At 44.1% G+C, this 13,154-nt stretch carries 11 protein-coding genes and 1 tRNA gene; 8 read left to right on the forward strand and 4 right to left on the reverse strand.

What is annotated here, in order from left to right; all coding sequences use genetic code 11:
- From ftsH to recG, 3 genes are all read left to right on the forward strand, one after another.
- Positions 1-1,581 (forward strand): ATP-dependent zinc metalloprotease FtsH (gene ftsH / locus Q4B82_RS07790; RefSeq protein WP_303065885.1); only part of this gene is annotated, 1,581 nt, incomplete at its 5' end.
- A gap of 115 nt (positions 1,582-1,696) precedes the next feature.
- On the forward strand, positions 1,697-2,857 hold the full coding sequence (locus tag Q4B82_RS07795; RefSeq protein WP_303065887.1) for a PilT/PilU family type 4a pilus ATPase: 1,161 nt from the start codon (positions 1,697-1,699) through the stop codon (positions 2,855-2,857).
- 359 nt (positions 2,858-3,216) lie between these two features.
- Positions 3,217-5,262 (forward strand): ATP-dependent DNA helicase RecG, encoded by a 2,046-nt coding sequence (recG, locus tag Q4B82_RS07800; protein ID WP_303065888.1) that lies wholly within the window; start codon positions 3,217-3,219, stop codon positions 5,260-5,262.
- 130 nt (positions 5,263-5,392) lie between these two features.
- Here recG and Q4B82_RS07805 read toward each other — a convergent pair whose 3' ends face one another.
- The 3 genes from Q4B82_RS07805 to clpS are packed head-to-tail and all read right to left on the reverse strand — an operon-like array spanning position 5,393 to position 8,634.
- On the reverse strand, positions 5,393-6,013 hold the full coding sequence (locus tag Q4B82_RS07805; RefSeq protein WP_303065889.1) for a nucleoside triphosphate pyrophosphatase: 621 nt from the start codon (positions 6,011-6,013) through the stop codon (positions 5,393-5,395).
- 36 nt (positions 6,014-6,049) lie between these two features.
- Positions 6,050-8,335 carry an ATP-dependent Clp protease ATP-binding subunit ClpA gene (gene clpA / locus Q4B82_RS07810; protein ID WP_303065890.1) on the reverse strand — a complete coding sequence of 762 codons (2,286 nt, stop codon included), beginning with the start codon at positions 8,333-8,335 and terminating at the stop codon, positions 6,050-6,052.
- Positions 8,332-8,634 (reverse strand): ATP-dependent Clp protease adapter ClpS, encoded by a 303-nt coding sequence (gene clpS, locus Q4B82_RS07815; protein WP_303065891.1) that lies wholly within the window; start codon positions 8,632-8,634, stop codon positions 8,332-8,334. The genes clpA and clpS overlap by 4 nt, the downstream gene beginning before the upstream one ends.
- Before the next feature lie 211 nt (positions 8,635-8,845).
- Between clpS and Q4B82_RS07820 the strand changes: the two genes are divergently transcribed.
- From Q4B82_RS07820 to Q4B82_RS07830, 3 genes are all read left to right on the forward strand, one after another.
- Positions 8,846-9,049, forward strand: coding sequence for a cold-shock protein (locus Q4B82_RS07820; RefSeq protein WP_303065892.1), 204 nt, complete (start codon positions 8,846-8,848; stop codon positions 9,047-9,049).
- A gap of 127 nt (positions 9,050-9,176) precedes the next feature.
- A complete protein-coding gene (gene fabI / locus Q4B82_RS07825; protein ID WP_303065893.1) occupies positions 9,177-9,965 on the forward strand; it encodes an enoyl-ACP reductase FabI in 789 nt (262 codons plus the stop codon).
- Between the two features lie 219 nt (positions 9,966-10,184).
- Positions 10,185-10,403 carry a heavy-metal-associated domain-containing protein gene (locus Q4B82_RS07830; RefSeq protein WP_303065894.1) on the forward strand — a complete coding sequence of 73 codons (219 nt, stop codon included), beginning with the start codon at positions 10,185-10,187 and terminating at the stop codon, positions 10,401-10,403.
- Between the two features lie 72 nt (positions 10,404-10,475).
- Here the strand turns inward: Q4B82_RS07830 and Q4B82_RS07835 are convergent.
- Positions 10,476-10,551: transfer RNA gene (locus Q4B82_RS07835), tRNA-Arg, on the reverse strand.
- 240 nt (positions 10,552-10,791) lie between these two features.
- Between Q4B82_RS07835 and Q4B82_RS07840 the strand changes: the two genes are divergently transcribed.
- Complete coding sequence (locus Q4B82_RS07840; RefSeq protein WP_303065895.1) at positions 10,792-11,622, forward strand: cytochrome c5 family protein; 831 nt, start codon at positions 10,792-10,794, stop codon at positions 11,620-11,622.
- A gap of 120 nt (positions 11,623-11,742) precedes the next feature.
- Complete coding sequence (locus Q4B82_RS07845; RefSeq protein ID WP_303065896.1) at positions 11,743-12,891, forward strand: M14-type cytosolic carboxypeptidase; 1,149 nt, start codon at positions 11,743-11,745, stop codon at positions 12,889-12,891.
- Positions 12,892-13,154 lie beyond the last annotated feature (263 nt).

The following is a 13,154-nucleotide window of genomic DNA, read 5'->3' on the forward strand; positions in this document are numbered from 1 at the left end:
TTGGACAAAGATGCCAACACCGTGAAATTTTCAGACGTGGCAGGCTGCGATGAAGCCAAAGAAGAAGTCCAAGAAATCGTGGATTATTTGAAAGCGCCAAATCGCTATCAATCTTTGGGCGGTCGTGTGCCGCGCGGTATTTTGTTGGCAGGCAGCCCTGGTACGGGTAAAACCCTGTTGGCAAAAGCGATTGCAGGCGAAGCGGGTGTGCCATTTTTCAGCATTTCGGGTTCGGATTTTGTGGAAATGTTTGTGGGCGTGGGCGCAAGCCGCGTACGCGATATGTTTGAACAAGCCAAGAAAAACGCGCCTTGTATCATTTTTATTGACGAGATTGACGCGGTGGGTCGCCAACGCGGTGCAGGTTTGGGCGGCGGCAATGACGAACGCGAACAAACCCTGAACCAACTTTTGGTGGAAATGGACGGCTTTGAAAGCAATCAAACCGTGATTGTGATTGCCGCCACCAACCGCCCAGACGTGCTTGACCCAGCTTTGCAACGTCCGGGACGTTTTGACCGTCAAGTGGTTGTGCCATTGCCCGATATTCGCGGTCGTGAGCAAATTTTGAAAGTGCATGCCAAAAAAGTGCCTTTGGACGAAAGCGTGGATTTGGTAACGTTGGCGCGTGGTACACCAGGGTTTTCGGGTGCGGATTTGGCGAATTTGGTCAATGAAGCCGCCTTGTTTGCAGGTCGCCGCAACAAGAAAAAGGTTGACCAAAGCGATTTTGAAGATGCCAAAGACAAAATCTACATGGGACCAGAACGCCGCAGCATGGTGATGCACGAAGACGAAAAACGCGCCACCGCCTACCACGAAGCAGGTCATGCGATTGTGGCGGAAAGTTTGCCGTTTACCGACCCTGTTCACAAGGTTACGATTATGCCGCGTGGACGTGCGTTGGGCTTGACGTGGCAGTTGCCTGAACGCGACCGCATTTCCATGTACAAAGACCAAATGTTGAGCCAGCTTTCTATTTTGTTTGGCGGACGCATTGCGGAAGATTTGTATGTGGGACGCATTTCCACAGGCGCGTCCAACGACTTTGAACGTGCCACCGCTTTGGCGCGTGAAATGGTAACGCGCTTTGGCATGAGCGAAAAAATGGGCGTGATGGTGTATGCGGAAAATGAGGGCGAAGTGTTTTTGGGTCGCAGCGTAACGCGTTCGCAACACATTTCTGAAAAAACCCAGCAGGAAGTGGACGCGGAAATCCGCCGCATTTTGGACGAACAATATGCCGTTGCCTACAAAATTTTGAGCGAAAACCGCGACAAAATGGAAACCATGTGCAAAGCCTTGATGGACTGGGAAACCATTGACCGCGACCAAGTGCTTGAAATCATGGCGGGCAAACAGCCTTCTCCGCCCAAAGATTACAGCCACAATGTGAAATCGGAAGCGGAACAAGCTGAAAGAGAAAATGAAAGCGAATTAACCAATACAAAGCACGGCAATCCACAACCTGAAAATGAAAATACAGAAACTGTCGTGCAAACCGAAACAGAAAAAGCTCATCACGCCACTGTTGAGACAGAGAATCAAACCAACTCCACAGAACCCAAAGATAAAGCTTAATGTTTCAAACAAGCTGCCTGAAAATTACCGTGATTTTCAGGCAGTTATTTTGGGACAAACGTCTCAAAAAACGTTAAAATCCTGCCTGATAAATCAACAACAATAAGGAAACACAATGTCTGAATTGTTACCTGTAAACGAAGAAATGAAAAAATTCATTCACAGCCTGCTGACTTACATGGTTAAAAACAAAGGTTCAGACCTTTTCATTACCGCAGGTTATCCACCCGCTATGAAATTAGACGGAAAAGTCAGCAAACTCAATGATAAACCTTTAACGGCTGAACACACCGCCTTGATTGCTCGTTCCATTATGGATGAAAAACAAGCACAAGAATTTGCCGATACCAATGAATGTAATTTCGCCATCAGTTTGGCAGGTGTATCTCGTTTCCGCATTAATGCCATGATTCAACGCGGTGCAGTAGCTTTGGTTTGTCGTGTGATTACCAGCGAAATTCCCAATTTTGACCAATTACAACTGCCTGAAATTTTACGTCAAGTGGTTATGGAAAAACGCGGTCTGGTTATTTTTGTAGGTGGTACAGGTTCAGGCAAGTCCACCTCTTTAGCTGCCATGATTGATTATCGCAATGAAAACAGTCATGGTCATATTATTACCATTGAAGACCCGATTGAATACGTTCATCCACACAAAAACTGCATCATCTCTCAACGTGAAGTGGGTGTGGATACACAAAACTGGTTTGCTGCTTTGAAAAATACGCTGCGTCAAGCACCAGATGTGATTCTGATTGGCGAAATCCGCGACCGTGAAACTATGGACTACGCATTGGCATTTGCCGAGACAGGGCATTTGTGCATGGCAACCTTGCACGCCAACAACTCTAACCAAGCCCTAGACCGCATCATCAACTTCTTCCCCGAAGAACGCCGTACCCAGCTTTTAACCGATTTGTCATTAAACTTAAAAGGCTTTATTTCGCAACGCCTGATTCCACGTAAAAGCGGTAAAGGTCGTGCCGCAGCAGTAGAAGTTTTGCTCAATTCACCCTTGATTTCCGAATTGGTTTTAAAAGGCGAAGTACACGGCATCAAAGAAATCATGGCACGTTCACGCGATTTGGGTATGCAAACCTTTGACCAAGCCTTGTTTGATTTATACGAAAACGACATCATTTCTTATGATGATGCCTTGAAAAATGCGGATTCAGTCAATGACTTGCGTCTACAAATCAAATTAAACAGCAAAAAAACTGCCTCCGCGGGTGAAGGTGATGAATTTGACAGCTTATCCATTATGGATCACGATTAAATTTTGCCCAATTAAAGGCTGCCTGAAAACTTTCAGGCAGCCTTTAACACGCGATTGTTTCCAATTACGGTTTTTTATGATTGCTTAAAATACATAGTCATAGAATTGCAAAGCATTACGGTATTGCCAACGCCCTTAATGTACAGGATTGTACATAAGGGTGTTGTCATTTTGTCCTATTTGTATTTAAAACGGCCATAAAACGGTGGGTACAAGTACCCTACAACACAGTTTTATTCAAAACAAACGATTCATTTTTTCTTATCCCGAGTTCATTTCACATAAGGCTGCCTGAACACGAACCCCGTTTCAGAAAGCCCTGTTATAATGCACTGACCTCAATCTGAACCAGCCACACCATGCTGCCTGAAATCCGAAAACAACTCAAACTGACCGATACCACCGCCACAAAACTGGAAAAACTGCACCTGCATACGGCTTGGGATTTGGCATTGCATCTTCCTTTACGCTACGAAGACGAAACGCACATTACCCCAATTGCAGATGCATCATTTAATACACCTTGCCAAGTACAAGGTACTGTTGTGATGCAAGAAGTCCAATTCAAACCGCGCAAACAACTGCTGGTTCGCATAGAAGATGCCGCAGGCACACCCTTAAATTTGCGCTTCATTCATTTTTATCCCAGCCAACAACAGCAACTTGCCCAAGGTAAAACCATACGCGCATTAGGCGAAATCAAACACGGCTTTTTTGGCGCGGAAATGATACACCCCAAAATCAAAACCGCAGATGGCAACAATTTGGCAGAAAGCCTGACACCAATTTACCCAACTGTAAACGGCTTAAATCAACCGACTTTACGCCGTGCCATTCAATCCGCCCTAAAAACGGTGGATTTATCCGACACGCTGCCTGAAAACCTATTGACCACCTTAAAACTGCCTAATTTAGCCACCTGTTTGCATTTATTGCACAATCCACCACCTGATGTTTCCTTGTCTGCATTAAGCGATGGCGCATTGCCTGCATGGCAACGTTTAAAATTTGATGAGTTACTGGCACAACAACTCTCCATGCGTTTGGCACGCCAAAAGCGTTTGGCAGGTACAGCTAAACCGCTACATGGAAATGGCACATTGTGTGAACAACTATTACAAAAACTGCCTTTTACGCTCACAAACGCACAACAACGTGTGTTGGCAGAAATCCGCGCCGACATGACACACCCCTATCCCATGCACCGTTTATTACAAGGCGATGTGGGCAGCGGTAAAACCATTGTTGCCGCCCTATCTACCTTAACTGCATTGGAAGCCATAGGCAATTTTCAAGCAGCAGTCATGGCACCAACCGAAATTTTAGCAGAACAACATTACATTAAATTCAAACAATGGTTTGAGCCACTTGGCATTCAAGTGGCATGGCTTTCAGGCAGCCTAAAAAAGAAAGAAAAAGAACAAGCCAAAACCCAGCTTGCCAATGGCACAGTACGCATCGCCATTGGCACACACGCCCTATTTCAAGACGATGTACACTTTCACAATCTGGGTTTGGTCATCGTGGACGAACAACACCGTTTTGGTGTGGCACAGAGATTGGCATTGAAAAACAAAGGGCAAGATGTACATCAACTGATGATGTCGGCAACCCCCATTCCCCGTACGTTGGCAATGAGTTTTTTTGCTGATTTGGACGTGTCCATTATTGACGAACTGCCCCCCAATCGCACACCCATTAAAACCAAATTGGTCAACAATCTGCGCCGTGCCGAAGTAGAAGGTTTTGTATTAACGACCTGTAAAAAAGGGCAACAAACCTATTGGGTTTGCCCCTTAATTGAAGAAAGTGAAACCCTACAACTGCAAACCGCTACCAACACACTGGCACAATTACAAATTGCCTTACCCAATCTCAAAATTGGTCTGGTACACGGTCGCATGAAACCAGCCGAAAAAGCCGAAGTAATGGCACAATTTGTTTCAGGCAGCCTGAATGTACTGGTAGCAACCACCGTGATTGAAGTAGGCGTGGACGTACCCAATGCCAGTTTAATGGTCATTGAACATGCCGAGCGCATGGGCTTATCACAACTGCACCAATTACGCGGACGTGTTGGGCGTGGTGTAGCAGCAAGTGTGTGTATTTTATTGTTTGAAGAACCGCTTTCGCAAACAGGAAAAGCGCGTTTAAAAGTGATTTACGAACATACAGACGGCTTTGAAATTGCACGACATGATTTGGCAATTCGTGGACCTGGAGAATTTCTGGGCGCACGCCAAAGCGGTATGCCCATGTTGCGTTTTGCTGATTTACAACAAGATGTGCCGCTTTTGGAACAAGCGCGATTTTGGGCAGAAAAATTAATTGCGGAACAACCCGATGTGGTTGCCCGACATCTTGACCGTTGGCTGGGCAGCCGCGAAGGTTTTTTGGCTGCCTGAAAACCATTTCAGTTTAAAAAACGTGAATAACCATAAAATAAACGACTTGCGTAAGATATAGCCGTAAAACTGAACAAGCACTACGGCGTAGTCGATTTGTATTACTTTTCCAGTTCCATGACCATAAGCTCTATTCATCGTTGTAAAACGGCGGCACAGATACACCACATTCACGCAACAACTGTACCGTTTCAAACACAGGTAAGCCCATTACACCCGTAAAACTGCCTGAAAGGTGTTGCACGAATACCCCTGCAATGCCTTGAATCCCATAAGCACCTGCTTTATCCATTGATTCGCCTGTGGCGATGTAAGCTGCGATTTCGGTATCGCTTAACGTTTTGAATTGCACGTCATTTTGTTGCACCACATACCGAATTTTCCCTTGAAACGACACACAAACGGCGGTTAAAACTTGATGAATGCTGCCTGAAAGGTCGCGCAACATGGTTTGAGCTTCGGCTTGGGTTTCGGGTTTACCCAAAATGGTGTTATGAAGTGCGACTGTGGTATCGGCACTGATAACAGGGCTGCCTGAAAGCAAGTTTTGCAGATTGGCAGGTAACTTTTGACATACGGCTGCATTTTTCTCCATCGCCATACGCAAAACGTAATCCACCGCTTTTTCATGTTGGTGTGGTGTTTCATCAATGTCTGCCACACAAATTTCAACCCCATAACCCAAATTGGACAAAATTTCACGGCGACGTGGACTGGCAGAAGCCAAAATTAAAGTTGGTTTGTACATCATTGTGCCTCTTTTTCTTAAAACAAGCTGCCTGAAACCTTATGCTTTTTCGGTTTGTTTAGAAAGCACACGTTTACGCGTTTTTTTGAAATCCAATACCGTTTGATGCCGACTTGTATCCCAATCAATGTACACCTTACCACCGTTTATCAATTTGCCAAACAACAATTCGTCTGCCAAAGCTTTGCGAATTTCATCTTGAATCAAGCGATGCATAGGGCGTGCACCCATCTGTGGGTCAAAACCTTTTTCTGCCAAGTGCTGACGCAAACACACACCAAATTCAGCTTGCACATTTTTCTCGGATAACTGTGTCGCCAACTGCATCAAGAATTTATCTACTACACGTTCAATAATAGGCAAAGTAAGTGGTGCAAATGGAATAATGGCATCTAAACGGTTGCGGAATTCAGGTGTGAATTGTTTTTTGATGTCCATCATTTCATCGCCACGTTCGCGCTTGCTGGTAAAACCCAAACTGGGGCGATTCAATGCTTCTGCGCCTGCGTTGGTGGTCATAATCAAAATCACGTTGCGGAAATCTGCGCTACGTCCTGTATTATCGGTTAATCTACCGTTGTCCATCACTTGCAATAAGACATTGTAAATGTCGCGGTGTGCCTTCTCAATTTCATCCAACAGCAATACGCAATAAGGTTGTTTGTTAATGGCTTCCGTCAGCAAACCACCTTGTTCGTAACCCACATACCCTGGTGGCGCACCAATTAAACGCGATACCGCATGTGCTTCCATATATTCCGACATATCAAAACGTTGCAATGGTATACCCAGCGTGTAAGCAAGTTGTTTTGCCACTTCGGTTTTGCCCACGCCCGTAGGTCCTGAAAACAGGAAACTGCCAATGGGTTTTTCAGGTAGCCCCAAACCCGAACGCGACATTTTAATCGCAGAAACCAAAGCATCAATCGCATTGTCCTGCCCAAATACCATGCTTTTTAAATCACGCGCCAAATATTGCAAAACCTGTTTGTCATCATGAGAAACGGTTTTTTCAGGAATGCGTGCCATTTTGGCAATCACCGTTTCAATTTGCACCTTGTCTATTATGCTCACTCGGTTTTCAGGCAGCATCAAACGTTGTGCTGCACCTGCTTCATCAATCACATCAATGGCTTTATCAGGCAAGAAACGGTCATTGATGTAACGCGCTGAAAGTTCTGCGGCTGCCTGAAACGCATCTTCGCTGTATTGCACCTCATGATGTGCTTCAAACATAGGCTGTAAACCTTTGAGTATGGCAACAGTTTCCGCTACCGATGGTTCTGCCACATCAATTTTTTGAAAACGGCGACTTAAAGCATGGTCTTTACTCAATACTGTGCGAAATTCTTCATAAGTGGTTGCACCAATGCAACGCAAATGCCCCTTTGCCAAAGCAGGTTTCAGTAAGTTGGACGCATCTAAACTACTTCCTTGTGTACTGCCCGCACCAATAACCGTATGAATTTCATCAATAAATAAAATCGCACCTTCAATTTCTGCCAATGCTTTTAAAACTGCTTTCAAACGCGCTTCAAAATCGCCACGGTATTTGGCACCTGCCAACAAGGCCCCCATGTCCAAAGCAAATACATTTGCACCTTTTAAAACTTGTGGCACAACATCTTGTTCAATCAAATACGCTAAACCTTCTGCCAACGCCGTTTTACCTACCCCCGCCTCGCCTACCAGCAAAGGATTGTTTTTTCGGCGACGACACAATACCTGCAATAAGCGTTCCATTTCTGTTTTTCGCCCAATTAAAGGGTCAATGCGCCCTGCCCTAACTTCTTCATTCAAATTAATGGCATAGGTTTGCAAAGGTTTGCTGGCAAGTTTATCGTCTTCATCATTGTCATCATCATGGCTGCCTGAAAACTCACGCTCATCGTCATCATCTGAACCATGAGCCAAATAACGCAACAATTCATAACGCGAAACATTTTGCAACTGCAAAAAATACGCTGCTGGACTTTCTCCCTCGTCTAAAATCGCCACCAAAACATCTGTGGGCAATACTTCATCTTGTGAAGAATGTTGCACATGAATCATGGCACGCTGTATCACACGCTGAACACCAATGGTTGGACTGGGGTCGCCATAGTTATCATAACGAAACTTAGGGGTATTTTCCTCAATGCTGGCAGCCAGTTGCTCTTTCAACAATAAACTGTCTGCACCACAATGCACCAATGCTTTGCGAACGGTATCCGAACCATCAATAATGTTAAACAACAAATGCTCCAAACCCACCAATTCATGATTGGCAGAACGCGCATATTGATACATTTGCTGCAAAATGTGTTCCAATTCCAACGAAATCATGGTAATTCCTCTACAATACACAACAAAGGATGTCCTTCTTCTGCCGCCCAAGTCATCACCTGTTGTTGCTTGGTTTGCGCAATATCACGCGTATAAGTGCCACATAAACCCTTACCTTGGTGATGCACTTGCAACATCAAATTCACTGCTTGACTTTCAGGCAGCATAAAAATATCTTGCAAAATTGCCACCACGAAATCCATAGGCGTGTAATGGTCGTTTAATAAAAATACACCATAACGCTTTGGTGGTGTCGTTTTTTGTAAGTATGCAATGCGGTCGGTTTGAAAAACAGTCATTTTGATATCGTGGTTTGTTGTGTTTTTTACCATTTTAATAAAAATTTTCATTTTGATAAAACAAAACTTGACGTAAAGCAACAATAAAGGTAAAAAGCCACCTAGCGAAAAAGCCCAGCCAGATTGAACGGTTTGCCGTATGAAGCGGTTTCAAACTTGCGGCGTTTCGCTGCTTGTTTAATTTTATTTTTTGTAAGAAAGTTAGTTTTATATGGCAACTGGTACTGTAAAATGGTTCAACGATGCAAAAGGCTTCGGTTTCATCACTCCTGATGCAGGTGGTGAAGATTTATTCGCACACTTTTCAGCCATCAATATGGAAGGCTTCAAAACCTTGAAAGAAGGTCAAAAAGTGTCTTTTGACGTAACCACAGGCCCCAAAGGTCTGCAGGCTGCCAATATCCAAGCAGTATAAGTTTGGATAAGGCAACTCAACTTAATAAAAATAAAAAGGCAGATGATAAGTCTGCCTTTTTGTCTGTCTTCACAACACAACATCAGCTATAATGACGTTTTCGCTCTAAATACAAAGGACACACAAAATGGCATTTTTACAAGGCAAAAAAATTCTGATTACAGGCATGATTTCTGACCGCTCCATTGCCTATGGCATTGCCAAAGCCTGTTATGAACAGGGCGCAGAATTGGCATTCACTTTCGCGGTAGATAAACTGGAAGAGCGCGTACGCAAATTGGCAAAAGAATTTGGGTCTGAATTGGTATTTCACTGTGATGTACAAAGCGATGAAGAAATCAATCAAGTTTTCTCCGATTTAGGTAAACATTGGGACGGATTGGACGGATTGGTTCACGCCATCGCATTCGCACCCAAAGAAGCATTGAGTGGCGATTTTTTAGACAGCATTTCACGCGAAGCTTTCAATACCGCCCACGAAATTTCCGCATACAGCCTGCCTGCATTAGCCAAAGCCGCGCGTCCAATGATGCAAGGTCGCCATGCTTCCATTGTCGCCCTATCTTATTTGGGTGCAGTACGCGCCATTCCAAACTACAATGTTATGGGCATGGCCAAAGCCAGCTTGGAAGCAGGCATTCGCTTTACCGCATCTTGTTTAGGCAAAGAAGGTATACGCTGCAACGGCATTTCCGCAGGACCAATCAAAACTTTAGCAGCAGCAGGCATTGCCGATTTCAGTCGTTTACTCAACCATGTCGCCGAACAAAATCCTCTGCGCCGCAACGTTACCATTGACGAAGTTGGCAATACAGCTGCTTTCTTACTTTCGAACTTAGCATCTGGCATCACAGGGGAAATCACTTATGTAGACGGCGGTTACAGCATCAATGCCTTAAACGACAGTCTTCTATAAATTATGACAATCCATAGGCTGAAACCTTTGTCCCCCAAATTTTGAGTGTAGCTCAAAGCACAAGTATCGGCTAATACGCAGATAATATTGAAATATTTTCAAGCATTAACAAAGAAGAGCGTGAAGAAATATGCCCCAAGGAGGGTGCAAAGGTTTCAGGCTGCCTGAAAACGTTCAGGCAGCCTGTATCTTTCAATTTTTTAAAGAGAAACAATTGATATGCAAAATACCGTTTTACACATACAAGGCATGAGCTGCAATGCCTGCGTTAAAAGCATAGAAAATACCTTAAGTACCACCAACGGCGTTATTCATGCCACAGTAAACTTACCTGATGCATCAGTTCAAATTGATTTTAATCCAGCACAAACTAATATCCAAACTTTAATACAAGTTATAGAAGATGCAGGTTTTGAAGCAGAAGCACAGGCTGCCTGAAAATATCTTGGTCAATAAAAATACCCTGTTTTTAATCCATTAAAACAGGGTATTTTTAAACCATCTCAATCTTGGCGCACCCGACTGGGATCGAACCAGCGACCTTCAGCTTCGGAAACTGATGCTCTTCCAACTGAGCTACGGGTACATCAATGTCAAGTAAGCATATTAGAATACCTGAAAAAAACACTTTTGGCAAAATACAAATACCGATTTATTGCGTTTTTCAAATCTTTTTTCATCATCAAAGAAAACAAACTTTGATGCAAACCAAATTTTACGATTGGAAATACCAACAGGATTCAGTATAATTAGGCAAATTCACGTTAATGTTATTAACAAACCAAACACAACCCTCAAAACTACCAAAAACGGCGAGGTCCGAAAAATGAATTTCAAAAATAGAACACAAGGTTCTGTCCTAACAACCCTTTTGGGTGGCATCATCATTACAGTTGCAGCACTTTATTTATTGGTTAAATTAGCTGGCAGCGGTTTTTATAGTGATGTTGCAGACAGTACTAAAGATGCAACACAAACACGCATCATGCCATCTGGTATTTTGGTTATGGGCGATGGTACAGAACCAGGTCAGCGTACAGGCGAACAAGTTTTCAATAAAATTTGTATCCAATGCCACGCCGCAGACAGCTCCATTGCGTATGCACCCAAAATTACCCATAATGACCAATGGTCTGCTCGCATTGCACAAGGTTTCAATACTTTGGTCAAACACGCAATTGAAGGTTTTACAGGTTCACAAGGTGGTGTAATGCCTGCAAAAGGTGGGGCGGTGGATTTAACTGATGACGAAGTAGCACGCGCAGTTGCCTATATGGCAAACCAATCAGGTGGCAATTTTACTGAACCTGCTGCAAAAGGCGGTTCAGACAGCAAAACGGCCAGTGATACCGCAACAACTTCAGATGCAGCCAATTCAGGCAGCCAAGCCGCAAGTGGACGCGGACAAGAAATCTTTGAACAATCTTGCAAAGCCTGCCATGGTGTAGATTCCCCCTTCCCTGGCGCACCCAAAATTACCAAAAATGAAGATTGGGCACCGCGTATCAAACAAGGTGAAACCATCTTGTTTAAACACGCCATTGAAGGCTTCACAGGCAAAGCAGGTATGATGCCAGCCAAAGGTGGTAATGCCTCATTAAGTGATGACGATGTTAAAGCAGCCGTTCAATACATGGTAAAACAATCAGGTGGTTAATTATCAAAAAATCAAGCACAATCTCAAACAGATTGTGCTTGATTGCTTTCAGGCAGTCTGAAAAATTCCAAGTTAACTGTGTCAAGTGTATAATTTCCACTCTTCCCAAACGAGCTCATCATCATGAAAATTTCCACCCAATTTGACGGCGGTGCCGTTATCGTAAAAGATTTGAGCAATCCCGAACACATCCGTTTGGATTTGCGACCAGACAATGCTTCTGATTTCAAACAATGGTTTTACTTTCGTCTACAAGGTGCAGCTTATACACCATGCAAACTGCATTTTGAAAATGCCAGCCAAGCCACTTACCACTACGCGTGGGACGGCTACCAAGCCTGCGCATCTTACGACCGCCAAAACTGGTTTCGCGTACCCACAACATACGAAAACGGCGAACTCATCATCAGCCACACGCCACTTGCCAACAGCATTTACTACGCCTATTTTGAACCCTATTCACACGAACAACACCTGAATTTACTTGGCGAAGCACAAGGCAGCGGTTTATGCCAAATTGACGATTTGGGCAGCACCGTTCAAGGACGCGACATCAACTTGCTGACCATAGGCAACCAAGCTGAAAGCGATTTAAAAGTTTGGGTCATCGCACGCCAGCACCCAGGTGAAACCATGGCAGAATGGTTTATGGAAGGCTTCTTATCACGCCTACTTGACCATCAAGACCCAACTGCCCGTGCATTGTTGGACATCGCTACTTTCTATGTTGTCCCCAATATGAACCCAGATGGCAGTGTCCTTGGCAATCTGCGTACCAATGCCGCAGGCGCAAATTTAAACCGTGAATGGCTGGAACCCAACACCGAGAAAAGTCCCGAAGTGTATTATGTACGCGAAAAAATGCACGAAACAGGCGTTGATGTATTTTTAGACATTCACGGCGATGAAGCCATACCCTACAATTTTGTGGCAGGCACAGAAGGTGTACCCAACTACAATAAACGCATCGCTGCTTTGGAAAAGCTATTTAAAACCGCCTTTCAGGCAGCCTCCCCAGATTTCCAAGACGTACACGGCTACGAAAAAGACGCAGCAGGTCAAGCCAATTTAAGTTTGGCAACCAATTATGTGGGCAATACTTTCCGCTGTCTTGCCTATACTTTAGAAATGCCATTTAAAGATAATGACAACTTACCTGATGATGACTTTGGCTGGAATGGACAACGTTCACTGCGTTTAGGCGAAAGCATCTTGTCACCCATACTCGCCGTTTGCCACGAATTGGTACGCGAACATGAACCAAATTAAAACATCATCACATTGACATTATTGCTGATTTGATTTTAATTCCCAACGGAAAATCAGTATAATGTGTTTTTTTCGCGTTTCAGGCTGCCTGCAAATCTTTTCAGGCAGCTTTAAACATTTACAATGATTGTAGGGTGCAACTTATTGCACCACATCATCATGTTTTAAAAACCAATCAGCCCCGCAATTACGGGCTACCTGACGAAAGCACAAACCATGAAAAAAGTTTTTATCCGCACTTTTGGCTGCCAAATGAACGAATA

The organism is Alysiella sp. (genome assembly GCF_030525755.1).
Taxonomy (GTDB): Bacteria; Pseudomonadota; Gammaproteobacteria; order Burkholderiales; family Neisseriaceae; genus Simonsiella.

Excerpts from the sequence above, each read along its gene's own strand:
- Q4B82_RS07795 (WP_303065887.1), top strand. The coding sequence starts at position 1,697 with ATGTCTGAATTGTTACCTGTAAACGAAGAAATGAAAAAATTCATTCAC.
- recG (WP_303065888.1), top strand. The coding sequence starts at position 3,217 with ATGCTGCCTGAAATCCGAAAACAACTCAAACTGACCGATACCACCGCC.
- Q4B82_RS07805 (WP_303065889.1), bottom strand. The coding sequence starts at position 6,013 with ATGATGTACAAACCAACTTTAATTTTGGCTTCTGCCAGTCCACGTCGC.
- clpA (WP_303065890.1), bottom strand. The coding sequence starts at position 8,335 with ATGATTTCGTTGGAATTGGAACACATTTTGCAGCAAATGTATCAATAT.
- clpS (WP_303065891.1), bottom strand. The coding sequence starts at position 8,634 with ATGACTGTTTTTCAAACCGACCGCATTGCATACTTACAAAAAACGACA.
- Q4B82_RS07820 (WP_303065892.1), top strand. The coding sequence starts at position 8,846 with ATGGCAACTGGTACTGTAAAATGGTTCAACGATGCAAAAGGCTTCGGT.
- fabI (WP_303065893.1), top strand. The coding sequence starts at position 9,177 with ATGGCATTTTTACAAGGCAAAAAAATTCTGATTACAGGCATGATTTCT.
- Q4B82_RS07830 (WP_303065894.1), top strand. The coding sequence starts at position 10,185 with ATGCAAAATACCGTTTTACACATACAAGGCATGAGCTGCAATGCCTGC.
- Q4B82_RS07840 (WP_303065895.1), top strand. The coding sequence starts at position 10,792 with ATGAATTTCAAAAATAGAACACAAGGTTCTGTCCTAACAACCCTTTTG.